15 protein-coding genes and 3 tRNA genes are annotated in these 26,165 nt (G+C 41.6%); 11 read left to right on the plus strand and 7 right to left on the minus strand.

Annotation, left to right across the window (positions count from 1 at the left end; genetic code table 11):
• The first annotated feature begins 73 nt into the window (after positions 1 to 73).
• Positions 74 to 2,452, plus strand: coding sequence for a serine/threonine-protein kinase (locus V7L01_RS13370; RefSeq protein ID WP_335035446.1), 2,379 nt, complete (start codon positions 74 to 76; stop codon positions 2,450 to 2,452).
• A 124-nt stretch (positions 2,453 to 2,576) separates the two neighbouring features.
• Here the strand turns inward: V7L01_RS13370 and gorA are convergent, their stop codons facing one another.
• Entirely contained in the window at positions 2,577 to 3,923 is a 1,347-nt protein-coding gene (gene gorA / locus V7L01_RS13375) for a glutathione-disulfide reductase (RefSeq protein WP_335035448.1), read from the minus strand.
• Between the two features lie 373 nt (positions 3,924 to 4,296).
• Here gorA and V7L01_RS13380 point away from each other — a divergent pair, with 373 nt between their 5' ends.
• Positions 4,297 to 4,560 carry a ribbon-helix-helix domain-containing protein gene (locus V7L01_RS13380; RefSeq protein WP_335035450.1) on the plus strand — a complete coding sequence of 88 codons (264 nt, stop codon included), beginning with the start codon at positions 4,297 to 4,299 and terminating at the stop codon, positions 4,558 to 4,560.
• A gap of 37 nt (positions 4,561 to 4,597) precedes the next feature.
• Here V7L01_RS13380 and V7L01_RS13385 read toward each other — a convergent pair whose 3' ends face one another.
• A complete protein-coding gene (locus V7L01_RS13385) occupies positions 4,598 to 4,864 on the minus strand; it encodes a hypothetical protein (RefSeq protein WP_335035452.1) in 267 nt (88 codons plus the stop codon).
• 80 nt (positions 4,865 to 4,944) lie between these two features.
• Here V7L01_RS13385 and V7L01_RS13390 point away from each other — a divergent pair, with 80 nt between their 5' ends.
• Complete coding sequence (locus V7L01_RS13390) at positions 4,945 to 7,719, plus strand: tetratricopeptide repeat protein (protein ID WP_335035454.1); 2,775 nt, start codon at positions 4,945 to 4,947, stop codon at positions 7,717 to 7,719.
• A gap of 265 nt (positions 7,720 to 7,984) precedes the next feature.
• Here the strand turns inward: V7L01_RS13390 and V7L01_RS13395 are convergent, their stop codons facing one another.
• The 4 genes from V7L01_RS13395 to V7L01_RS13410 all read right to left on the minus strand — a co-directional run bounded on the left by V7L01_RS13395 (position 7,985) and on the right by V7L01_RS13410 (position 10,130).
• Entirely contained in the window at positions 7,985 to 9,586 is a 1,602-nt protein-coding gene (locus tag V7L01_RS13395) for a TROVE domain-containing protein (RefSeq protein WP_335035455.1), read from the minus strand.
• A gap of 37 nt (positions 9,587 to 9,623) precedes the next feature.
• Positions 9,624 to 9,751, minus strand: a tRNA-OTHER gene (locus V7L01_RS13400).
• Positions 9,752 to 9,821: 70 nt separating this feature from the next.
• Positions 9,822 to 9,948: transfer RNA gene (locus V7L01_RS13405), tRNA-OTHER, on the minus strand.
• 52 nt (positions 9,949 to 10,000) lie between these two features.
• Positions 10,001 to 10,130: transfer RNA gene (locus tag V7L01_RS13410), tRNA-OTHER, on the minus strand.
• 320 nt (positions 10,131 to 10,450) lie between these two features.
• On the opposite strand from V7L01_RS13410, the gene V7L01_RS13415 reads away from it, so the two are divergent.
• Entirely contained in the window at positions 10,451 to 11,173 is a 723-nt protein-coding gene (locus V7L01_RS13415; protein ID WP_335035457.1) for a hypothetical protein, read from the plus strand.
• A gap of 24 nt (positions 11,174 to 11,197) precedes the next feature.
• On the opposite strand, the gene V7L01_RS13420 is transcribed toward V7L01_RS13415, so the two are convergent.
• Positions 11,198 to 12,331 carry a quinone-dependent dihydroorotate dehydrogenase gene (locus V7L01_RS13420; RefSeq protein ID WP_335035459.1) on the minus strand — a complete coding sequence of 378 codons (1,134 nt, stop codon included), beginning with the start codon at positions 12,329 to 12,331 and terminating at the stop codon, positions 11,198 to 11,200.
• A gap of 134 nt (positions 12,332 to 12,465) precedes the next feature.
• Between V7L01_RS13420 and V7L01_RS13425 the strand changes: the two genes are divergently transcribed.
• The 7 genes from V7L01_RS13425 (at position 12,466) to V7L01_RS13455 (ending at position 26,151) form a co-directional block, all read left to right on the plus strand.
• Positions 12,466 to 12,891: a GNAT family N-acetyltransferase gene (locus V7L01_RS13425; RefSeq protein WP_335035461.1), complete on the plus strand. Its 426-nt coding sequence runs from the start codon at positions 12,466 to 12,468 to the stop codon at positions 12,889 to 12,891.
• A 200-nt stretch (positions 12,892 to 13,091) separates the two neighbouring features.
• The gene (locus tag V7L01_RS13430; RefSeq protein WP_335035463.1) at positions 13,092 to 16,013 is read left to right on the plus strand and encodes a GAF domain-containing protein; all 2,922 of its coding nucleotides are present in this window, start codon (positions 13,092 to 13,094) and stop codon (positions 16,011 to 16,013) included.
• Positions 16,014 to 16,864: 851 nt separating this feature from the next.
• Positions 16,865 to 18,637, plus strand: a complete 1,773-nt coding sequence (locus V7L01_RS13435) for a vWA domain-containing protein (protein WP_335035465.1) — start codon at positions 16,865 to 16,867, stop codon at positions 18,635 to 18,637.
• 20 nt (positions 18,638 to 18,657) lie between these two features.
• Complete coding sequence (locus V7L01_RS13440; protein ID WP_335035467.1) at positions 18,658 to 21,405, plus strand: tubulin-like doman-containing protein; 2,748 nt, start codon at positions 18,658 to 18,660, stop codon at positions 21,403 to 21,405.
• Between the two features lie 199 nt (positions 21,406 to 21,604).
• A complete protein-coding gene (locus tag V7L01_RS13445) occupies positions 21,605 to 24,661 on the plus strand; it encodes a hypothetical protein (RefSeq protein WP_335035469.1) in 3,057 nt (1,018 codons plus the stop codon).
• Between the two features lie 342 nt (positions 24,662 to 25,003).
• A complete protein-coding gene (locus tag V7L01_RS13450) occupies positions 25,004 to 25,198 on the plus strand; it encodes a DUF2256 domain-containing protein (protein ID WP_094350216.1) in 195 nt (64 codons plus the stop codon).
• Complete coding sequence (locus V7L01_RS13455; RefSeq protein ID WP_335035471.1) at positions 25,198 to 26,151, plus strand: isoaspartyl peptidase/L-asparaginase; 954 nt, start codon at positions 25,198 to 25,200, stop codon at positions 26,149 to 26,151. Before V7L01_RS13450 ends, V7L01_RS13455 begins: the two co-directional genes overlap by 1 nt.
• Positions 26,152 to 26,165: the final 14 nt, after the last annotated feature.

The following is a 26,165-nucleotide window of genomic DNA, read 5'->3' on the forward strand; positions in this document are numbered from 1 at the left end:
TTTCAATGTGCTTACACTAAAACGTGGTCTGAATAAATAAAAGTGTTCGGCTTAAATCAATCAGTAACACGATATGGCAGAAGAACCTACATCTACCTTAACTAAAAACTATGTCTCTGCTGCCAATAGAGTGTCAAGTAAACCGACAAAAGTAACCTCGACAGCATCTGCCCGCCACTCCAGGTGGATGGTTCGCTTAGGCCATCTCCTCGCTGGCGCTTGGGTAATGGGGGCAGCACTGCTGAGTGCTTCTGGTGGGGAATTGGTTCAATTGAGCGAAAATAAGGCGCTTTCTGGCTTTTTTCAACTGCGCGGGCCGATTGTGCCTCCAGAAGACATCGTAATTTTAGCAATAGACGATCAGTCAATATCAGTTCCCGAACAGTACTATAAAACAGATCCGAAACAGTATGCCTACCTAGAAACACTGAAATCTTATCCTTATCAAAGGGCTGCATATGCTCAGGTAATTACAAAGTTAATCAAAGCGGGTGCCCGCTCTGTAGCGGTGGATGTCGTTTTTGACACGCCAAGTAGTTATGGAGTTACTGACGATCGCCAATTCCAGGCAGCATTGCAAAAATATGGCAGCAAAGTTACCTTAGCAGCCGTCTACGAAAATTCCCAAACGCACCAAGGGACTTTTATGCAACTGATTGACCCACAACAGATGTTTCGTATAGGGTCAGTGTCCATTGGCTCAGTTAATTTCCCTTTGGAGGCGGATGGTAAAGTTCATCGATTGGCGAGTGAGTTTTCTAAGTTGTTAGCGGAAGATAATTTGCTCGAAAACCTACCCTCTTTTGATGAAGCAGCGCTTAGGGCAGCACAAGTAAATTATCCTCCACCAAAGGGCGATCGCATTTATTTTTGGGGGTCTGCGGGTACATTTGAGCAAATACCCTTTTGGCACATACTCGACCCGGAAAACTGGAACACCTATTTGCAACAGGGAAAGGTCTTTAAAAACAAGATAGTACTGATTGGTGCAACAGATAAGTTAAACAATGATTATTATCCAGTCGCTGTTAGCAAGAGCAGTAAACCGATGTCGGGCGTGGAAATTCACGCCAATGCGATCGCAACTTTGATGACAGATAAAGCGATCGCCCCAGCAATTAACACTCCACCGTTGCGGGGTTTGTTTGTGCTAATTCTAGTTGGCAGTACAGCCTTGATGATTAGCAGACGCAAACGTAGTATAAATAGATTACTATATAGCCTCGTCCTGTCTGGCGCTTGGGTAGGAATTAGCTATGGCTTCTTTCTCTATGGTGCGTTAATTTTTCCCACTACTGTACCAACGATCGCGATCGCTGCGATCGGACTTTGCTACCTAATAACCTCATTAGTCAGAGAAAGCATCAGAAAACGCCAATTAGTAGACATTTTTCAGAAGTATAAAACTTCCGCCGTTGTCCAAGAGATTATCAGCCAACAAGATGACTTGCAAGACCTAATCCAGCAACGAGATTTGGCCTTATCAGGGAAAGTCTTGGCTCGACGTTACAAAATTATCAAAGTTCTCGGTTCCGGTGGATTCAGCGAAACCTACATTGCCGAAGATACCCAACGTCCTGGTAATCCACGATGTGTTGTCAAGCAACTAAAACCAGCCAACACCAAACCAGAAGGATTGCAGCTTGCCAGACGTTTATTTAGCTCAGAGGCGCAAACACTAGAAAAATTGGGTACGCACAGTCAAGTACCCCAACTTTTGGCGTATTTTGAAGAAGATGAAGAATTTTATTTAGTCCAAGAACAGATAATTGGTCATCCTTTAAATCAAGAACTCCCAGCAGGTAGAGCAATTGATGAAATTGCAGTTATCAAAATTGTCAGAGATTTATTGCAAACATTAACATTTGTCCATAAAAACAACGTCATTCATCGGGATATTAAACCCAGCAATATCATCCGGCGACACTCAGACGGAAAATTGGTATTGATTGACTTTGGAGCTGTCAAAGAAGTCAGCACAAAACCGCTCGATAGTCAAGAGCAAATCCCCTTCACCATTGGCATTGGTACTCAGGGTTACGCACCAAGCGAACAATATTTTGGGCGTCCACACTACAGTAGTGATATCTATGCAGTCGGCATGGTTGGGATTAAAGCCTTGACTGGTGTGGCACCCCGCGAGCTAGGTAGAGATGATGATGGGGAGGTCAAATGGAGCGATGCCTACGGCGGTAAACTACGCTGCCAGGTGAGCCACTCCCTAGCTCAGATTCTCAGTAAAATGGTGAAGGATGACTTTAAAGAGCGATATCAGTCTGCATCAGAGGCTCTTAAGGATCTTGCAGTTCTTGAAGGTTTTGACGATGTTGTAAATTCCCAAAGCAGATACCCCATACCGCAGGATGACTCATTAATGAATACTTTGGACGATTTAGGCATTCCCACAAAATCTTGCTCGGAAGGACAAGACAGACAAGATAGACAAGAATAATAATTCAGCATTGTACCCTTATAGGGATCTTGCTACGCACAGACGGGGCAGAGAAGAAGAATTTTCCCCCATCCACCCCGCCCCTTCTCGTTTGTGCCTTTTTCACTCAGCCCTGCACATGATTTTAATTTAACGACAGAAATTCTTCTCCTGTCGTGGGATGAATGCCTATGGTTTCATCCAAATCTTCCTTGGTAATGCCCTTGCGAATTGCCACGCCGAGACTTTGAATGATATCTGCTGCGTTTTCGCCCACCATATGAGCGCCCAAAACTTGCCCAGAATCACCATTTAACACTAACTTTATAGTGGTTGGCTCATTCTGTTCGATTAGCTGATACAACAGTGGTTGGAACTGAGTGCGGTAGCATTGTACAGATTCACCAAATTTTTCCCGTGCTTTCGCCTCCGTCATCCCCACACTAGCCGCTTCTGGACGGCAAAAAACAGCAGTGGGCACATAATTATAATTTAGTTTTTGCGCCTTGTTCCCAAAAACTGTATCGGCAAAGGCAATACCTTCTGCTTTTGCCACGGGAGTCAATTGCACGCGGCTGGTGCAGTCACCCACAGCAAAAATGTTTTCTTGGCTGGTGCGGCTGTATTCATCTACTTTGATTGCACCATGTTCGCCAAGTTCAACATGGGCATTTTCCAACCCAAGATTCTTGGTATTTGGAACGTAACCTGTGGCAACTAGAATGGTATCTGCTGTAATTATTTCTTGGCTCTCACCAGTAATACTTAACAAGAAACCTTCTTCTGAGAATTTGATTTCACCAACGGTGCTATTGGTGAATAACTTAATTCCGCGTTTAATCAAACCCTGTTGTACAGCAGAGCAAATGTCATCATCAAACCCCGATAAAATCATCTTGTCTTTTTCAATCACCGTCACTTCGCAGCCGAAAGCGTGCATCATGCTGGAAAATTCTACGCCAATGTAGCCGCCGCCAATAATTGCTAAACGTTTCGGCAAATAAGGTAATTGAAACATTTCGCGAGATGTGATGGCGTATTCTATTCCGGGGATTTCGGGCTTGAGGGGTTGCCCTCCCACAGCAATTAAAATTTTGTCTGCTGTAACTTTGCGTCCATTAATATTGATAGTATGGCTATCAATGAAAGTGGCATATTCAGAAATTAGTTCGATTCCAGCTTTTTGCAATTGCTGAAAATACGACTGGTTAATGCTGTCAATATGCTGATGTACTGACTTAATAAATAATGTCCAGTCAAAGTATGTTTGACAGTCACTCCACCCATAACTGTGCGCTATTTGATTTTGCAGGGCGAAGTCAGCGGCGTAGACAATCAGTTTTTTGGGAACGCAACCGCGATTTACACAGGTTCCACCAATGGCTTCTTGTTCAGCAACAGCGACACGTACACCGTAACTAGCTGCTCTTTTAGCTGCTGCCAATCCCCCAGGCCCAGCACCAATGACAAACAGGTCGTAATCAAATGTCATAAAAATCTGTTCCTTTTTTACTGTTTGGAAAGCAGAGCTATTTCATCCCTTATAGTTATTCACACAAAACTTTATCTACTGTCTTTGGGTGGACAAATAGGGATGAAACCAGGCTGATATGTAGCACATTGCCGCATTAATAGCAATTAGCTCCAAAAGGAACAGCGTAGGCGCAGCCCGCCGTAGGCATCGCTCGGTTATTGCTAATTTATATTACATTATGTTGCAAAACAAGCATCTTGTCTATTCTACAAGAGGTAGAAGTTTGCGATCGCGCTTTTAATGCAAAGCATATAAGTAACTGCTTAATCTTCAGTTATAATCTCACCTCAGACTAAAATAGTTATGGAAAAGCACCCTTGTAAATAAATCTATGAATGTGTTCTTAAATCCAGAGATAGAGCAATTCATCCAAACTCAGATTGAAAGTGGTAAGTATGCTTCACCAGAGGAAGTAATTGTTGATGCTCTCAAAGTGTTTGCAGCAAAAGGTAACATTGAAGCACCAGTGCAGGTAAAAACATCCGAAGAATTGGGGTGGCCTTCTGGTTTTTTTAAACAGACAGCTGGTTGTCTGCAAGACGATCCTCTGGTGAGATACCGACTCGGTTTAATATTTGAACAGAGTCACCCCTAAGAGCTTTGCGATCGCATTTGGGGCAACAACTTTTACCTTATCCCCCAATTTGTAGAGGGTTGAGGCTGTAAACCCGCCATTTATTTTTTCGCAGGTGTAAAAAAACCAAAATTGAGGAACGCCAGAGATGGGGTTTACTCTTGATTTTGTATAACTCTTGGCGTGAAATACCGAAGTGATGCTCTAGCTGATCAGTTGACCATTCATAGCTTTCAACAACTGGAAAAGCTGGCTGCCAACCGTGCAAAGTTTTTTTAAGCAACTCAAGTTGAATTACTTCTTGCTGTAAGTTATTGTGACGCATATTAAATTATCCGTGGACTTATCGGTTTACTTGCTATTCACTAGTTTTGTTCGTCTTCTAAAATTTGAATAGTTGTAGTTGTGCAACTAGTTGAACGTGCAACCGTTGAACATAGAGGTTTATTCACAGTGACAAGAGCTAAAAAGAACAAGCAAGCTGGAGAGGCGTTTAAGGAATTACTTATACAAAAAGGCTTCAAAAACTACAGATTGGCAAAAGAAACTGGTCTGGGTATAGCTCATATTGGTAGGATTGCCAGTGGTGAAATTGCTTCTCCTGAACCAACAACACTTGCAAAGATAGCAACTGTATTAGGTGTTGAACTGAGTGAACTGACAAGGATATTTGCTCAATCAAATGTACAATCTCAGCACTCAGCCGCAAACCCTCAGCCTCAAGAGTCAGTCTCTGAAATACCAATATCCAACAATTCTGATTTTTTGGGGCGTGAGGATGCGATCAAATATGTTAGTTTTCAGGACGATTTTTCCGCTCAGGTTATTAGCATTGAGGCTGGAATACAACAAAATGAGCAGAAGGCTAATTCTTCGGCTAACTTAATTCACTATCCACCAACGCTTAAAAACTGGCAAGGACGTGGCCAAGAAATCCAGCAAATTACGACTTGGTTAGCTGATAACGATGTAAACATTATTGGAATCCAAGGTTTAACTGGGATAGGTAAATCCTGTCTAGTAGCCAAAGTGTATGAATCTCAGCTATTTGAAGCTGGATTCTGGGCTGATGTTAGAGAAGGCACTGATTTCAGTGTATTTGCAAAGAAAGCTTTGACTGAACTAGCTGGGAAATCTTCAGAAGAGTTGGCGATACTACGCGAACCAAGCCAGCTCATCTTTGCTTTGTTGGACATTTTGAGACAAAGGCCATGCTTGTTAGTGTTCGATAACTTAGAAACACTGCTTGATCAGGAGCGTCATTTTCGGGAACATTACAAATACTTCTTCAATCGCTGGATTGAACATGGAACAACCAGTAAGATACTGCTAACAACCCAGATTCAACCAGAAGTCATGGAAGGTCATGGCTATTGGCTATCCTTGCAAGGACTCAAAGTTACTGAAGGTGCAAAATTATTATTAGATTTAGGTATTGTCGGATCTGACGAAGAACTACAAGATTTTTCTAAATATCTCGATGGACATCCAATGATGCTGCGGTTAGTGGCATCAAAGTTAAAACCAGGTACTCATATACTGAAAGCCAAAAAACTTCGTTTCAGCCAACTTGACTTGTTATTGAATAATGTTACTATGACGTATCGAGATCGAGAAAGATTCCGGTTTGTCTGGATTCTGGAGCAACATTTTAAAGAGTTAAACCCAAAGCTAAAACGATTCTTTCTCAACCTCAGTATATTCCGTCATGATTTTGACCTATATACAGCATCCGAAGCTTTAATTGAGGCAGAAGAACTTACTAGTATTTGGGGAAGTCCAACAAATAATATTTCTGTTCAGCTAAAACCTTCAGATAATCAAACGGTACAAGAGCCTATTAATGCTTGGGAGACTCAACAAGCTTTAGATGAGCTTATAAGTCGTTCATTACTGGATTTATTGCCAGCAAGACAAAAATACCAGTTCCACCCATTTGTTTTACAGTATGCTAAACAAAAGACATCTGAGCTAGAAGAAGCATTCTACAAAAAAGCATTTGCTCGTAAATTAGCGATTTATTATCTTTCAATTACTCCAACCTTAGATACTTGGGAAACACTGGATCATGTGATGCCATTCGTAGATATTTTTTATCTTTCTTGTGAAGTAGAGGCATTTCTTCACGCTTATGAAATACTAGTTTTATACATTGATGAATATTTACATTTGCGAGGTTATAACACTCTACTAGCTGAACTGTATGAGTATCTATTACAGGTATTCGATAAAAGTAGTTTAGAAATAGAAAAATTGGCAGTAATTCTAACAAGATTAGGTAGTGCTTATCTTTATCTCGGACAGCCTAACAAAGTTATAGAAATTTGTTTGCAAGGACTAAAAATTGCACGGGAGTTAGGTAATTATCAGGCTGAAACCGATGCATTATGTAGCCTGGGTAATGCTTATGAACGGCTTGAGCAATATGAGGAGGCATTAGAATGCCACAAGCAGCACCTAGTAATAGCAAGGATGATTAACAATCAATCATGGGAAGCAGTTTCACTTCATAATATAAGTAACGTTTATTTGCGGCAAGTAAATTCAAAAAAAGCAATGGAATATGCAAATAAATCTTTAACAATTTCTCAAGAGATTGGTGACTTAGAATTAGAAGCAACTGCGCTCTGCGGATTGGGTAATATTTATGGTTTTCTTAAGGAACACCAGCTAGCAATTGATTACTATCATAACTCGCTAGAAATGCTAGAAAAAGTTGGTACTAACTTTAAAAATAATGTTGGTAATTATTGCTCTGAGGGTGCTATTTTAAACAACATAGCATCTAATTACAATCAAATGGGACAATACGAACAAGCAATTACCTTTTTTAATAAAGGTCTGGGAGTTGCACAAGATATTGGTGATAGTAGCATGATTTCTTTTGCTTTAGAAGGTTTGGGGGAGGCTTTAATTGCTCAAGGTAGCGTCCTTAACAACCTAGCTTTTAAATTTAAACACAGTTTGCTTAATCTGTATAATCAAGCGATTGATTTTTATGAAAAAGGATTGGCAATTGCAGAGGATATTGGTAATTTTAAGCTCAAAGCTTTGGCACGACAGGGTTTACATATTACTTTTTGTAATCTAAGTCATGCTTATCGTGCTTTAGGAGAATACAAGCAAGCAAATGATTACTATCAACAGGCTATAGAAATAATAGAATCAAAAACCGCTTGATAAAATTGTTGATCAAACTATTTAATAACTAATATAAAATTCTAAGACACCCTACTCTTACCCATCGCTGAAATAGAAAAACGACCATTCAAAAATTAAATCAAACAAAGGCGGGTGCGGGGATTGAACCCGCTAATCCCCACAATGGTGGAGACGTAACCGACAACCCTAAATTCTTCGTCCCCGAAAGGCAAGTTGCGAACAAGGATAACCCGCCATGAAGCATGAAGGATAAAGTTTTTCATCCTTTACCCTTCAGCAATATCTACAATTCACCCATAGCCAGCATCTGGATGATTCGAGGCGTACCTGGGTCGAACCCTGCCAAATCCCAAGATAGCGAATCTTCAGGATCTACCAAGGTAATTTGGTAAGGTGTCAAGGTGACATACACCGCCTTGACGTTAGGATTTACCTTTTTCCGGTACTGCTTCAACGCTTGACTTGGATGCTTATTTCCCGACCAGCTTTCCGAGTCAGTCCAAAAGCAGACTACATCTGCTTTGAACTTATTCTTAATCATCCAGTCATAAGCTACCGATGCATCCGTTCCACCAAAGTTTTGGTTGCTAGCTTTGCGAACCGCAGAACTAAAACTATCTTTAGCAGTAATATCCAATTCACGGAATTCGGTAGCAAAGCCGCGAATCATGTAGTTTTTTTCTGCTTTTGCTGTCACCAATGCCATTGTGGTGGCAATTTCACAACAAGTCAGTCCCATATCTGCAACCAAGTTACCCATAGAACCAGAAACATCTACGGCGTGCATGAATACTTTACGTGTGGGTTGCACAACATCAAAAGACAGTTCAACCGCTTTTTCTAAAATGTCCACAATCCGAGGAACTGGGTTCCAAGTTTTCTTACTGCGTCCTAATGTCCCACCAGATTGATAAGTTTTGAGTGCTTTCAAAACATCAATCGGATGGATGCGACCTTTACGCAGATGTTCTCTGCGATTAAGAACTGCTTCCACTTGCAGCAAATTGGCGCTTTCATCGGCCCGCAACACACCCAGTTCAGTTAAAGAACCTAAGTTACGTAACATTGCACCTATTGGCATTTCCTGAAATAGCAGTTGCCAAGCTTGCCGATCCATTTTGCCCACAGGTGCAGCCATTTCGTGGGTTAAGCGTCCTTGGGAAATAGCTTCATGGGTTTGGGTAGGATTCCGCTTCAGCCACTCATACCACCAAATCTGCGCCAACGCTTCTGAGGGGATATCTGCTGGCAATTCTTCCCAGCCTCTAACTACCCACTCAAATAGTTGACGGTGATTTTCTGTAGGCGGTTTGACATGGAACAACCGCAACGCATCTCGGTGGGAGAAGCCTTGACGCTGTTGATATTTCAATAGTTGATAAGCTAAACCCTTGACATCTTCCCTTGAGAGCCAAGTTTTACCAGCTTCCCGCACGACTTTACCAAATCCCCGCAGAGATTTTGTGTAGTTTAGCCATTCGTAGAAGTGGCTACCAGTGCGGACAATTTGCGGGAAGATTTCACCAAACGCCTGTTTTGCTTCTGGTGCTTCACCCATAGAGAGCAGTACCAAAGCTAATATAGGCGCACTGTTATTGATGGCGCGTCCATCGCTAGCATATAAAATTTCTTCTGCTACACGACCGGGATTTTCAGCAACAGCAAGTCTTACAACTGTCACAAAATCTTCAGTTAATTCCTGTTTACCAGCGTAGTAAGTGCTTTTTGCTGTGCCAACCAACAGACAACGCCGCAGCATCTTCCAAATGCCAGCATCAAACATAAAGCCGCCGGAACGTCCCTGAACCATTTCGGCTTCTCGTCCGGGGATAGGTTGATTTTGGGGTGTAGTTGTTTTCTTGTTAGTGAAAAAATTGTAATTCATCGCTTCATCTCCCGGCCTTTGCAGGCAAAAATGAAAGGTGGCAGAGCGGGATTTGAACCCACGACATCCGGCTTAACAGGCGATAACCCTAATTCGTCGGCCTTTTCAGGCAAGGTGTGAACAAGGATGTTTTTCGGCGCTCTATCCAAACTGAGCTACCTGCCACATGAAAATTTTGGACTTCGGCTACGCTCAGTCGAACGATTTTGGATTTTAAATTTAATCCAAAATTATTTGGTGTAGCGGAGCGGGATTTGAACCCGCGACCTCTCGAACCCTATTCGATAACCCTAATTCGTCGGCCTTTTCAGGCAAGAGGTGAACAAGGATGTTTAGCGCTCTACCTCTGAGCTACCCGCCACATAAAAATTTTGGATTTGAGATTTTGGATTGAATTTAAAATCTCAAATTATTTGGTGTAGTGGAGCAGGAATCGAACCTGCGACCTCCCGCTTGGCAGGCGATAACCCTCAATTCGTCGGCCTTTTCAGGCAAGGGTTGAATAAGGATGTTTAGGCGCTCTAACCACTGAGCTACCCACCACATATCAAGTAAAGTTGACTTGTATTACTAATGTAGTATATGTATTATTTGTTGTCAAGGGACTGGTAAGCTAACTTATAGAGTTCTTGGTTGAGTTAAAAACCCTCTTATTTTCTCTGGTAGAAACTTTTGCGCGTAGTTTACCGCCGTAGGCATCGCAGACCAATCTTAGTATGAGCAAAAAGGTAATAAGCCTATAACACTTACTGAATAAAGCTTTTGCCGAAACTTTTGCCGCAACTTTGCCAAACGATACAAAAAAGTGTCTCAATTTTTGCCAATATAATATTATTTCCTAAAATTCACTTGGCAAAAATCGGCATGAGTGAGAAACCCATAGAAGGTAACGGCAAGGCTTTTCTCGTTCTACTTTTGCCCATCTCGTTTTTGATTATTTTCCTGGTTACTACATGGAGAATTTTACTGGCGGTAATTTTCCTGGTAATTGGCTTTAAGCTTTGGCAGGAATATCAATGGCAACAGTGGACTGTTCGAGTTAACCCAATTTTTCATCAGTTGGTTCGGGAAAATCAAGGCAGACTTACGCCAATGGACTTGGCAATCAGGGGCAATTTTCCTGGAACAACGGCAAAACGCTACTTGGATAGTAAAGCCTCGGAATTTGGTGCCAGTATAGTGAACTCCGAAGATGCGGGGCAGTCTTATTATTTTATAACTGCCAGTATTCTCGGCAATATCCTTGACAGTAGTGAGCCTGTCAAAGAACTTCCTGCTCAACCAGTTACTAAAACTGCCCGATCGCTCCTAGCACCACCACCAACCCCACAGGAGGAACCAGAAACCGAATCACCACCACAGACAACTCATGAGGAAGCTAAACGATCGCTGGAAAAACAGTTAATTTTTGGCTCTCTAATTCAATCTGAACTTGCCAAACGGCTAAATGTCTATTCCAGCACGGTTTATAAACGGCGAAACGATCCAGAGTTTCCAGAGTGGAGTCGCAGCAAAGACCCTGATGGTATAGCCTGGACATTCTCGGAAAAAACTAAGGAGTTTTTCCCAGTGGAGGAAGAAGGATAACAATTCAAAATTCAAAATTCAAAATTAGAATTTTTGAATTTTTGCTTGTAAACCTACAGCTTCGTTGATGGAATTTAATCCGCTTTGTTCTAGCTTGGAAAGCAAACCTGCTAAAATCCGGCGCACCATCAGTGGCCCTTCATAAATCCAGCCTGTATAAACCTGGATCAGGCTAGCACCAGCAGTAATTTTCTCCCAAGCATCTTCAGGAGAAAAGATGCCACCAACGCCAATAATCGGAATTTGTCCTTGGGTTTGCTGCCAAATAAAACGAATTACCTCAGTGGAGCAATCGCGCAATGGTTCACCGCTAATTCCGCCAGCTTCATCCTGGGGTGATTTGCCTGTTTGGTCAATTACCTGGGTTTTCAGTCCATCACGGCGGATGGTGGTGTTAGTGGCAATAATTCCCGCCAGTTGGTAAGTTTTAGCAAGAGTTATAATGTCAGCGATCGCTTCCCATTCTAAATCTGGCGCTATCTTGACAAAAATGGGTTTTTGTGTAGTGTTTTCTTGTCGTAATAAATCTAAGATGGCACTGAGCATAGAAGCATCTTGGAGCGATCGCAACCCTGGCGTATTTGGCGAAGAGACATTAACAACAAAATAGTCTCCCAAATCCTTGAGTAAGCGAAAACTATCGAGATAATCTTGGGCGGCTGTTTCTAGGGGAGTTACCTTAGATTTCCCCAAATTTATCCCTATAGGTATTGACTGGGTTAACTTCTGCTTTTGCTGTGCCAAAAGTGCCGCCATTGCTGCTGCACCGCGATTATTAAAGCCCATCCGATTCAGAGCAGCTTTGTCCAACGGCAAGCGAAACAAACGGGGACGGGGATTTCCCGGTTGTGCGTGAAAAGTTACAGTTCCTAGTTCTGCAAAACCAAAACCCAGGTTAGACCAAATACCGGCAGCGACTCCATCCTTGTCGAAACCAGCTGCTAACCCTACAGGATTTGGGAAGTTTAGCCCAAACAAATTTTGTTCTAGGCGGGAATCGTATAGACATAAGGAATGCTTTAGGCGTTGGTTTACCCAACTTGCAGGGGTTTGCGATAGCAAATTAAAACTGCGAATCGTCTGCTGGTGTAACCACTCTGAATCGGTTTTTACCACATTGAACAAAAGCGGACGAATGGCAAATTTATAAATATCCATTAGCTTTTATAAAGAAAAACTCACAAGTCAGGGGCAGAACAAGGAAAGCTCCGCTAAGGTGTCAGAATTCACTCCGTAATTCTGTAGGAGTGGGCAATGAGTATTAGTCAAAACCTTAGCCAGAAAAAATCAGGATGATTACAGTTCAAGTAGAACAGGAAGTAACTCAGCAGGATCGGATGACCGTCATCCAAATGATTCGCGAGTTCAATCAACATTTTTTTACGTTATCGGAGTGGGAACCTGTAGCAGTTTTTGCACGAGATGAATCAGGTTTGATTGTTGGTGGAGTTTTGGGTGAAATCGGTTGCAATTGGCTTTATATCAGAGTTCTAGTTGTTCAAGAAGACTTACGCGGCAAAGGGATTGGAAGCAACATCCTTAAAATTGCTGAAAAAGAAGGTCAAAAGCAAAACTGTGTAGGGGTTCATCTTGAGACATTAGACTTTCAAGCTAAGGAATTTTATGAATCTCAAGGCTACAGTGTATTTGCTCTTCAAGAAAATTATCCACTTGGTCATAAAAGATACTTCATGCAAAAGTTATTTAATCTGAGTTAAACATTCAGGAGGCAGCTATATTAAGTTGCATAGTTCAAATCGCTAGAAAGACGCAAAGATAAGGAATGCAATTTGAATGTTGATTAGCTTAATTTCCTATTAAGCTGTCCAGGTTCAATATTAAACACTTGTGGCAATATTACTCAGGGTGCTTTTCTGGGCATCTTATATATTACAAGTTATGTTAACCAATAAATCAGATGGGGCAGCCGCAAAAACCTATAGCCGCCGAACAGCAGATCCTCTCATTGGGGCGAGTCCTCCAGAGCCTTAGGGAAGAAGATAATGTTGAAGTTCTGATTGAAACTACTATTTCTTATCTCAAGGAACAATTTGACTACAGCCTGATTTGGCTTGCTCTTTACGATCGCCTGAATCACATATTGTTCGGTAAAGGAGGCATCACACCCGATCGTGACACGAGCTTTTTACGGCAAAGAGTTGTTCTTAGTCCTGGGGATTTATTAGAGCAAGTAGTAATTGAACAGCATCCTTTAGGCGTGGCTGATTTACAAACTGAAGTCCGCGCTGCCGAATGGCGAAAAATTGCCGAAAAATTCCACATCCAGGGAACGATTATTTTACCAATTCGCTATAAAGACCGTTGCTTGGGTTTGTTGTTACTGGGTTCAGAACGCTGGGGCTACCTACTCACAGGGGAAGCAAAAGCACGTTTGATGATGGTTTTAGGCGAACTGGGGGCAGTGCTTTATCAAAAAGAGATGGATTTGCACCACAAGCAAACCAAGAGAAGCGACGAGCCATTATTAGAATTGCTAGAAAATTTACGCACCCTCCCTAACCTTAATCAAAGACTTGAAGCAGCAGTGCAAGCAACTCATAAATTTGTCTCGCCCAGCCGGACAAATGTTTATTGGTTTGAGCGGGAAGGGCGCTACTTTTGGTGTCGGATGAGCAATCAGCTTGTGAAAATCGATCGCAATACTAGCACCCAGCAAGCAGCGGGAATGACAGTACAAGAGTTGAGTGACTTTTATTATGCTTTGACAGTTAACCAAATTGTCTCGATTGGTGATGCACGCAGTTCTCTGAAAAGCCATTTTACGGCAAAATTACTGCAACGGCTGAAGGTGCGATCGCTCCTAGCAGCTCCGATTATTTGGCAAAAGAACTTGCTCGGTTTTCTGGCGGTGGAAAGCAATGAACCTCGAATCTGGACAGAGACAGACAGAAATTTTGTCCAAGGTACTGCTGGCTTAATTTCTATGGTTGCATCTACCGAAAGCATGGAAAGCACGATCGCACAGATTCAAGAGGATGCCCAACTGACTGGCCAAGTTGCCCAAGGTATTTATAGCGAACATGACCTTCAGGAAACTTTAAATAGCTGTGCTAAAAGAGTTTTAGCTCGATTAGCTGCCACCCGCTTTTTGCTGTTACAGTATGACCCCGAGCAGAATAATTATCAATTTATTTACCAAAGTCAGCCCCATAATCGCCGATCCTTTGCATTTAGTCTTCATACTCTCAAAGAATTAGATGAAGAGCTTTTGCAACGTTCAACTCAAGCGGTGGAAATTGAGAACTTAGATGAAGATTTACGCTTTTTTAATTGGCGTCCCTCTTTATTAGAAAATGGTGTGCGATCGCTACTTATTTGTAAATGCACTCACAGTCATACACCAGCGCCACTTTTGGTCATCGCTCACGAAGCCCATCGTTCTTGGACAACTCTGGAAAAAGAATTACTCTGGGCTGTTAGTCAGCAGATTGGTGTAATTGTTCGTCAGTGGCAATTACATAACCGCACTACCCAGCAGCAAAAAGTTTCCCAGGCATTTGAGCAATGCCTACGCATCCTGACACAATCCCAGAACAGCATCGAGGTTGAAAAAAAGCATTTAGAACATACAGCACTCGAACAAATAGCATCAATTTTGGGCTGTCCCCTAGCGCTACTGCTATCCTGGTCGCCTGGTGAAAGTCGGGCAGAAATTATTCCTGGAGTGATTGACAATAGTCTATTTGGGATTTTTTCCGATGCATCTCTTCCTATCCAGGCTGAAGCCTTAATTCAGTGGGCACTTGCTACGGAAAGTTATCTGACTTTGAAGGTAGATAATTTACCCCCGGAAACCCGGAAATGGTTGAGTGTTCCAGACAAAGGTCAAATTTTTCTGATGGCATTACGTACCAATGCTGTTTATGAAGCTACAGGTGTAGTATTGTTAGCAGATTATCAAGAGCGTCGCTGGTCAGAACAAAGCCTCATTGCAACAGCAACTTTAATTGCTCAATTAGCCTGGTGGCGTCGTGAAAAGCAAATTACCCGACTTCTAGAATCCACAACAGAAGAATTACGACAACTCAACTGGTACAAACATCGTCGCTTAGAGGAAATTCAAAGAATAACGGCACTATCCCTTAAACAAATACATGATTTGGGTATTCCTGCTAACGAACTGACTCAGATGCGGTACCAGCTATTGCTGCGGCAGTTAGACCACACAGTTACCTCTATGAGTGGAATGCTAAAACTTGAGCATTGGCAGTTACATATCAGTTGGGAAACTATGTCCATAGCCAGTTTACTGAAGCGATCGCTCGAACGCATCGAAAATGAACTGAAACAACAAAAGCTGTGGATTGGCGTACATGGTTTGGGACAACCAATTGACGAGCAAGAATCGTCCAAGAATTCTTCATTAGCCAGAGGCGTTCCTGCCCCCAATGCAAAATCCGCAATGGCGATCGCTGGTGATATTGTCAAAATTGAGTTAGTTATCCATGAATTATTGCTTACCGCCTGTAACCGTTCTCAAGCCGGAGGCAGAATTGATATTTGGTGTCGCCGTTTAGATGCATCTAAAAAGGTAGACGCAAAGCATTCTTCTGCAAGCACTGGAGATGAACATCAGACATCGCTAGAACTGTCGATTACATACAACGGTGCGATCGAACCACAGTTACTCACAGAACTACATCAAAATACACCTAAAGATGTGCTGGCTCCCTCCAATCTCGACCAACCACCAGGTTTACATCTGCTCATTTGCCAAAACCTTGTGCAGGAGTTGGGAGGAGAGTTGAATTTCTATCAATTACCAGATAATCGGGTAGTTAGCCGCTTGTTGTTGCCCTTAGTTGGTCATGATTCTTAGTGTAGCTTTGTGTAAAATCGGGACGAATTGAGGGTTGAAATTTAAACGCAAATGCGCTTACCTTCCCGCACGTTATAGCAGTCAATTTGTACTACTTTGATGTGGTTAATTATTTGGAAACTGCTATAACTACAAGCATCAACAATTTCTCCTTGTCACTGTCAAGGCTAATTAAACGGAAATATAAAATTATTTTGCCAATTTTCTCAACTATTTTGTATATATTTACTGACTCGATAAATTAAATTGGTAGCTTTTGATAACTTTAATGTCTACAAAAAAACGTGACAATTTTGAAAATAGTAGTTAACATATAACTTGATAAAATGCTGATTAGCACCATTTATCTTTTTTAATTAAAAAAAATAATTAGTCATTCAAAGTTTGTGTAACTTTTCTATAAAATCCATTTTTAAATATGATTAAAGCAAAAAATATTAGCAATTTTAGCGCTTTTATCGGAGGTTAACTATTTATTGGTTAAATGGCATTATCACATTCGATAAGTGGGATTATTAATAATATATAATAGATTTGTTTACATACTTGTTCAAACTTTTATATTGTTTCTTGAATTTAAATAGCAGATTTATCCTAGATTTAGTAGATAAAAAAATGGAATCAATTCATCAGATTAGAATTTTTAGTTTATTTATTACAAAACTGCCAAGAGAAGTATATAGATACTATCAAAAAATATTTACAAACATCAAGAGAACTAAATCTCAATTCTTAATCTACCGCTTTGAGAAAGCTCAATATAAAAATTATCTGTCTGGAGAAATCTATCAATGAATTTTAGATACTTCAAGCTTTGGTTGAAATTTAGTTCAATCCAAAGCATTATTTTTTTGGCTCTAATATCAATTTATAACTTGTGTGGTGCATCTGCTCAGACTACTCCAAAAGGAGGAATTGACTGGATTTTAGTAGTAGATACTTCTGCTTCAATGCGTGGTGTAGGTGGAACAAAAAATATTTTTGAACCAGTAAAAAATTCTATTACTGAATTTGTTAACACGGCTAGATTAGGCGATACAGTTACTATTTATAGCTTCGATCGAGATGTCACCCTAAACGCCAATGATATCACTATTAACAGTAATCCAGACAGAGGTAAACTCAAACAAATAATTAGCGCACTTCAAGCTGAGGGTGTGCGTACTCATACAGGGAAGGCTGTACAAAAGGCTTTAGAACATTCTGCTCTGTTAAATAAACGTGCTGATGCTCTTGGTCGTACTGTTAGTATAGTATTTTTGACGGACGGATTAGAAGATGTGCGTGGTATTCCTAATCCTGTTTCTATTCCTGGTAATACCCAATTTCTACGCGAGCAACAATGCAAACCCTACATATTTTTTGTGTCTTTAGGATTAAAAGAACACGAAAAGCAACTGAATGACTTTGCTAGCAATCCAGCGCTTTGTGGTAAGGGGCAGGTATTGCGAGATCCTGGAGGAGTTCAGTTAAACCAACTGGCTCAAAATATCCGACCAGCGCTTATTAAACCCAAACTTGATGTTAACTTCCCTACTACCAACTTACCGCCAGTATCACCGGGAGCAACTACTGAACCGCTCAATATTAATGGTATTAGTAATGTCAATGCTAAGGTAAGTTTGCAACTGGAAGACCCTCAGCAAAGTGGTATTCGCTTAATTTCACCCGATCGCACCATCAACTTAGCTGCTAATCAAGCAACAGCCATTCCTGTGCGTTTACAGATACCACCGGAGGCAAAGGGAGGCGCTAGTAGCTTGCGCTTGGTGTTGACAAGTGCAGATCAAGCGATCGCACCAATTAAAATTGACCTCCCTGTAACCATTCAGTCACAACTACAAATACAACCGACAAAGATAGATTTTGGCTCAATAGAAGCAGGAAAAACCACTGAAACCCAAACTTTTGTAGTTCGCACCAATATATCTGGAACAGCTAGCTTACAACTACAAGGCAATTCCAAAGACGTTTCTATAGCAGAGCCTTCAGCAGCCATATCCTTACAACCAGGAGAAAGTAGAATTCCTGTGCAGTTGCAGATTACTGATAGCAGTTTTGCAGGCGATCGCACCTTTACCTTAGTCGTGAAGCCCGATAACTCAATTGCTAATCCTGTAAGTGCAGAAGCTCATCTGTATATTTTGATGCCCCTATGGCGGAAAATAGTTATTTGGTTGCTCTTAGTGCTGTTGGTGTTGTTAATCGCCCTAATAGTAATTTGTTTGATTCAACGCAAAACTCCCTTGGAATTAGCCGAAGATTTCCGCAACCGTAAACGCTTAGAAGGAGCGTTGGTAGTGCTAGAACCACTGCCACAATCATCGGAAGACGAAGAGATTAGTCTCACTAACCTACACAAGGGTAGAGTATGCCTGAGTGAATTGATACCAGCTATCGCTACGACAAATTCTGATGCCGAGTTAGTCACAGTTTGGCGGTTAGGCAAAAAGAATATAGATTTGCGGTGTTTGAAAGGTGTAATTTTTGTCAATACTAAAAAGATAAATACAGATGAACTCTTCAACGAGGACATCATCGAGATTGGCAACGTTAAGTTGCAATTTAACTGGATTGAACACCAAAGACCCTCTGAGACAAGCAGTGGGCAGACAAACTTTTGAATAATATCACAGGAAAGTGAATGTTAAGTCCCACGGTTGTGCGTCCCACGGTTGTTTTTCGTCCTACCGTTGTTATCGGGCTAGGAGGAACGGGTTATGAAGTTGTACTCAAACTCAAAAAGCGATTTATAGATGTTTACGGCTCAGTACCAGAAGTTATTCGTTTTATTTCTATTGATACTACTGAAAATATCCAAGAACGAGAAAAATCACCTGATGGCACCAAGGTTATCTTAGAACCTAATGAACTTTATGCAATTTCTGTCGCAAATCCCCTACCGCTAACACGTAACGACCACATCGCTGAATGGTGGCCTAGAGACATTTCCGCAGCCAGCTTGATCAGTGGTGCCGGACAGATTCGGGCACGGGGACGGCTCGCTTTGTTTGCGAAAGTAGGCGATATTGACGCATTAATTGCTCAAGCAATCAATGCTGTCCGCGAAATTCGCACTAGTAAACAAGCATTTTCAGATAACTTTCAAGTTTCCAGTCGGGATGGTGTCGAAGTTTTTATTGTTGGCAGTTTGGCTGGTGGAACGGGCAGTGGCACATTCTTAGATACGGCTTTTTTAACACGAGAACATCTCAATAATTTTTCTAATATTACAGGCGTATTTGTTTTACCGAGAGTGTTTGCCAATATTCCCCAAACTCACTTGGTGAAGTCTAATGCTTATGGCGCTCTCAAAGAAATCGAACACTTTTGGGGATTGTCACCATCTAATAGTATTGAGATTGATTATGGCATTAAAAAAATCAAAGCCGATCGCCCTCCCTTTGACGCTGTATTTTTAATTGACGGGGTTAACAAAAATGGGACTGTAGTTGGTCGTCCTGACGATTTGCAAAATTTAGTTGCAGATGGCTTGTACATCCAGATTGGTTCTCAAATCGGTCTAGACGCTGCAAACGTTGCTGATAATATTCGCGCTTATCTGGCAACTGGTGAAAAAGTTCGAGGACGCAATATCAATTACTGTAGTTTTGGCTTTGCTACCCTGACTCTGCCAGTACAGCAATACGAGCGGATGAAATTAGAGGATGCTCAAAGCTTGCTGAAGAATGAGTTAATGGCATCTACCGCAACACTGGATTTAGAAAGCGACATTACCCGATTTTTAGAAGATTGCAAATTAGCAGAAGCTACTACTCTCCTAAATGCGTTGACTGAAAGCGATCGCGGTGGACAGATGAAACCCGAATTTAGAATTGGCGAAATCCGTCAGGATCGCACAGCTTTGCCAACCATCAAAGAACTCTACAAACGGCAGTTAGATCAATTTGAACAACGGACGGCTCAAGAACTGGGATTGAGTTTTTCTCGCTTAGAGCAGACTGCATCTGCTGCGATCGCAACTTTCTGGGAACGCGGTCTTAACCGTCCCAATGGGCTAGCTTATGTTTTGGAATTTTTGAGCAAACTTTCCCAAAAATTAGACGTATTACAGCAAAGTGTGCAGCAGAAATCGCAAGAGGCACAATCCAGTTTCAATGCTTTGAAATTAGAACCACAAGAAGAAAAGATTAAAGAAGTTGCAGAAACTTGGTTCCCAAATAAAAACACGATCCAAGCAGCTTGTCAGAGATATAAAGAACGGGCTGACCAAAAGTGGAAGACTTATTTACATTGGAAACGGTGTGATAAAGCGGCTGAACTCTATGGTGTACTGCGGGCAAAGGTAGAGCAAATCCAGGAAAAGTGTCAGCGTCTACACAGCAACTTAGATAAAGTTTATCGAGATATAGAACAGAGTTATCACGAGGTCAATCGTCAAGGAAGTAACGATAATCCTTTTATTCACACCATTCAGCGCATCAATCTGCAATCGAAACGTCCCAAAGTTGCTGGCGAAGATTTTATCCGTTGGCATCGAGAACAGTCTCAAACTTTAACCAATTGGTCTGAGAAAAAAGCTGAAGATGTCAAGAACGAAATTCTGAAATTTGTCGATGAAGCTTATTATCCTCTCACCAGCATGACTGTTGAGCAGGTTTTAGCAGATAGTAATCCCGAAGATGCGGGGCAAGATTTGCAACAACTTGGCAAACTTGCAGTTCCCCTTTGGCAATATGAAGTATCGGAAATTCCTATTCAACAGCAACACTTAATCACAGAATTTTATTACTACGGAGTAGAGAGCAACAACACAATTTTTAGCGATCCACCTCTTTCTAATCGCTTGCCTAAAGGAAATAATAATCCTTCTTTCGTACCGACAGGTGAACCTCATAAGGTGATGCTGTTTCGGGTGGAAGTCGGTGTTCCCTTATTTGCCTTCAACGGAATGAAGGAACTGGAGTCAGCTTACCTAGATCCGAATAAAGTCTTCAAACACTTACATCGCAATTGGACAAACTTAGCTAATTTAATTCCTCCAGAAGACGACGGTGGGGCGTTGCGTTGGTTTGCATTAGCGCTGGCACCCGATCCTTATAAATTGGTTGTCAATCAGAGTAAAAAATATTTTGTTTCTACAGAACAAGCGAAAAGATTAGAGGGCGGAGTTTTGCCATTGGGAAGCGATCGCAAATCAGCATTTAAAGCTTTCAAAAGTAACTTGCCTCTAGTCAAGGAAATTTCTGACAAAGTTGAGCGGATTACCCACCAAGACCAAGAAAAAGCCAAATCTACTTTGCAAAACTACATCAATCACCTCAATCAGGTTTTAAAAGATGGCAAGGTTGATGCCCAGATTCAAGAACAGGTAGAAATGGAAATCCAGGAAATTGAAGCTTACCTAGAAGATTTAGATGTGATTATTTAGCAACTTCCAAAATTCACCCCCTGCTTGCCCCAATTTATCCCACTGTTCTGCAAGGGACTTCCAAATAAAAAAACTGGCAAAAAAAACTCTCTCCGTCCTTATTCCTCTGTGTTCTCTGTGTCTCTGTGGTTCGTTTATTTCTTGGAAGTCCCCAACGCCAATTATTTAGCCCTATAGTTTGCACTCTGAGAGTGTCCCCATGCCAAAACCAACTATTTTACTTGCACTCGATCCTCACAGTGCCGCTTTTTGTACAGCCATTAAACGGCAACTGCAAAAATTTCCAGCCGATCAAACCTGTTTAATCCAAACTTATAACTTAACTTGGGATGGTCAAACTTTTGGCTTTAGTGGCGAGTTAGATCAGTTTGCTGACACGAGTTTTGATCTGGCTCAAACTCATAGTAAACAAGCTTATGTCTCCAAAATCCGTACCCAGTTCAGCGACGCGACAGGCGAACTGCAAACTGCACTGATTGAATTATTGAAAACAGCTAGTCAATCAAAAGAAGCGATCGCAGCGAAACGCCAAGGAGTGGAAATCAGCAGCACGCATCGAGTATATCTCATGCTATCAGCCAGCAATCAATTTGCTAGGGGAGTAGTTTTTGAAATAGTACGCTTGATTCGTTGGCTATTCTCTAAATACTTTACAGATATTCCTTACAGCTTAGAAGCTTTATTGCTACTGCCAGGGTTATTTACCCAAGCCACAACTGCTGATTACGGTGCTGCTTACGCCTTCCTGAAAGAGTTAGATTACAAAATGACCAGTGGGGTTGTAATTACAGGTAGTCAAAAAGTACCACCTTTTGATAACTGCTGGCTGATGGATGAGCGAATTGGAGGACTGAGCGATAATTTGCCTAGCTATGCTGATGCTTTGGCAGGTTTTCTCACCGTGGAACCGGAAACCAGCGGCTTATTGCTTGGCGCACAAAAAGTACGGGGAAAAATACCCGCCTATAGTTCATTTGGTTATGGAGAATTGTTTTTTGCAGGAGAAACAACTATTAACCGTTTGAGTGCTGCCTTTGCCGCCGATATTATCAGGGAGCAGTTTTTACCGAAGGCAGAATTCACTCCCGAAGCAAGTCGCAAATGCCTATTAGATGCCAAAGGATTTGTTCTCAGCGAAGATTTCAGTAATACTTTTCTGCAATTAGAACGAGACAACGGCAAACCAGTTTGGCAAGATTTTAATCCGCGTATTGATATTCAGGCAGGAATGGCGCGGGAATATGGGATGGAATTGCAACGTGCTTATCGGCAATTTGAAAATAAAGAGCTACTTTCTTATAAGCGCACGTTAGAAAAGTGTTGTAAACAACTACAAGGAAACCTCACCAGCTTCCTAGATCGCAGCATAAATAGCTATGTTGATGCTACACCTAGAGGCTTAAATGAAGGAGTTAGGCTATTAAACATATTGACCTTCTTGTATTTGGAACTCCAAACAGATGCCATTGGCGATCAATCCCAGAATCTGGTTACAGAACTGCGAACGGCTGAAGCATTTCTCGACTCAAGATTGCAGGTAACAATTGATCGAGAAGACACTCAAAAGCTGCTTAACCAAGTTCTATCCTTAAGATTGCGGCAGCAACAATTACAAGATAGTTTAGCTGAAAGAAAATCTGAAGAACAACTGCAAGAGCTACAAACAACTCAGAAACAGCTAGAAACAGCAGTTAATGACTATCGTCAAGTGTTAAATGCCGAAATCGAAAAAGCCCGACAAATTCGGTTTATGGCGATCGCTCGCGCTCGTGAACAAGCCCAAGCTGCGATCGTTGTCGCTCAGAATCACTTAACGGCGATTGAAAATCAACTTGAAACAGCTACAGATAATTTAGATGAACTGCTAACGGAAGAAAACCGTTTTCGATCGCAGTATCTGATCGTTTATCCTACTTTGGTTACTGGTGCTTTATTAGCCTTGCTGATTCTAACCGGAATTTTCAGTCAATCAACGCTATGGCTGTTATTGCAAAAGTTTTGGGCTAACTTAGTTACTTATCTGCTTTGGACTGCGGTAACAATTTTGACTTACTTAGGCGTTGTTTGGCTCAAGTACAGCACTAATATTCGCGATCGCATTCAGAAGGTTCAGAAACAAATTAAACGTCTAGAAAGCACTATTAAAGCAACCGCCGTAGAATTACGTCGCAGTTATAACGAACAATTAAAGTTAGAGTACGATTTATACGCCCAAAACCTCCGTGTCGAGGCGTTAAATTATTTGATTAAAACAGCTAAACAAAGAACTGAAACCTTACGTCAAACTCTGTCTGATTTCTCTGAGATATACAATAATTTGGTTGCTCAACGCGATCGAGCTACCACAAAGTTCTCCGAAATTCGGCTGACAGTTCTGACTGATGCAGATATTGATGCTTATTACCAAAGTTTCCTTTCCACATTACCGACAGAGAAGTTTACTCAGGAACAGGTTAGCCGTTCTCAGTCGTGGAAAATTTCTACTGAAGAATTTCAGAATCAACTTATACCCTTTGCTCGTCAGCAGTTCGAGCAATTGGGTAATTTATCTATTGGCGAAGTATTAAAGCAATCAGACTTAATTGCCACCAATACAGCTAATTTGCGTTTGAATCAACTTTATGATAACGCTAATTTGTTGCTGCGAATTCAAGATATTGACACTAACTTAAACCCAACTTCTCAACGGGAGATTACCCTCTGGGTGGGAGCAAAAGATAAAGAACAAGTTTTTGCGTTTTACAGCCGATTTAGTCGTAGTTTAAGCGCCTTAGTAGCTGAAGATGAGCAAAGGCTGTGTATTTTGACTCGTTCCTTGGGCTTTCCGGCTTATTTTCTCAGTCAAATTGAGTATTATCGGGACTGCTATGAGCGGACTCAGAGCGAACAAATCGATGAAGACGAAAACATTCCTGATTTAATCCCAGAGGAAATTGGTTCTGGTAGAGAATTAAAACTAGCTTATCAGACGGTGATTTTAGCGATCGCTCTTGGGCTACTATCCCAGCATTCGCAAGGTGATTATCAATTTAAGAGTCGGTCAATTGGTAAAGATAGAGAACAAATTACCTTAGCTTTAGCAACTGAGTTTACTTCTCAGGAACTCTATGAAGACTTAAAAGAACGTATTGAAACATTTGAACGTGATTTAATTTACCATAAATTACAGGAATTCGGAACATCTGCTTCAGATTTAAATCCTTACGAAGTTAAGCTTTTAGATCGTCTACTTTCAGACTATAACCCTCTGAATTAGGCTATTATTCTGTCCCATTAAATTTGAGAACTAAATAAGTTCGTAGTAAGGACTTTAGTCCTGGATTTTTAAGCACTGAAGTGCTTACTACAAACTCTTATTCCTCCGTGTTCTCTGCGTCCTCTGTGGTACTCTTATCCTTCTTTTGACGGAGACGCCACACGAACGGGAAGCCAGCTTTTTCGTTACTTGTGCGTAAGTTTTGTAGGAGAGGAGTAAAAAAAACTCTAAAGATAGATTGACAAAATATTTATTCTCCGAAAATATCCTCCCTTCCTAGCAAACTGGTTATAATTATTTTCCATCTCTCAGAAATCAAATTCTCGTATACACAGTATTTATATGGGACGTGTTCGTTCTAAATCTGACCTACCGACAAAAATATGTCCGGTATGTCAACGTCCTTTCACATGGCGTAAAAAGTGGCAAGATTGTTGGGACGATGTGAAATACTGCTCAGAACGTTGTCGTCGTCGCCGTTCTGAAGCTCAAAATGAAACTAACCGCAATACAGACGCAAATAGCGCAAGGGATTAATGGAGTCACAGGTGCAACCTAAATTAATTATTCATGGGGGGGCTGGTAGTTCTCTCCACGGTAAGGGAGGACTGGAGGCAGTGCGCCGATCGCTCCATACAGTAATAGAAGAAGTCTATTCTCTACTATTATGCGGAGCAACTGCCTCTGAGGCAGTAGTGCATGGTTGTCAAATGCTCGAAGATAACCCCCGCTTTAATGCTGGTACTGGTTCAGTACTACAATCTGATGGGCAAATTCGCATGAGTGCTTCCCTGATGGATGGCGCATTCGGGCGGTTTAGTGGTGTAATTAATATTTCGCGGGTGAAAAATCCCATTGAGTTGGCACAATTTTTACAAAACTCGCCAGACCGAGTGCTATCAGATTTCGGATCGGCTGAGTTGGCGCGGGAAATGCAACTTCCCAGCTATAACGCTTTAACTGATTTGCGGTTACAAGAGTGGATACAAGAGCGCCAGGATAATTTTAAAAGCGCAATGGCTGGCGTGGTAGCAGAACCCGAACTGCTAGAAACCAGTAATGCTGGACGCGGCACCATCGGTGTAGTAGCTTTAGATGCATCTGGTAAGCTAGCTGCTGGCACTTCTACTGGTGGTAAAGGATTTGAGCGGATTGGCAGGGTAAGTGATTCGGCGATGCCAGCAGGTAATTATGCGACTAGTAATGCTGGTGTTAGCTGTACTGGGATTGGGGAAGATATCATCGATGAGTGTCTAGCTCCCCGGATTGTAGTACGTGTCACTGATGGGATGTCCCTGAAGGAGGCGATGCAGCGATCCTTTGGAGAAGCGCACCAGAACAAACGGGATTTAGGAGCGATCGCCTTAGATGCTAGTGGAGCGATCGCTTGGGGAAAAACTAGCGAAATTTTACTCGCCGCCTACCACGACGGCGAAAAAATTGGCGACACCTTGGAATGGACTGGCAACGAACTAATTGGCTATTGTTGAATCAGTTCTAGTGC

It is taken from the genome of Nostoc sp. (genome assembly GCF_036917095.1).
Classification (GTDB): Bacteria; Cyanobacteriota; Cyanobacteriia; order Cyanobacteriales; family Nostocaceae; genus Nostoc.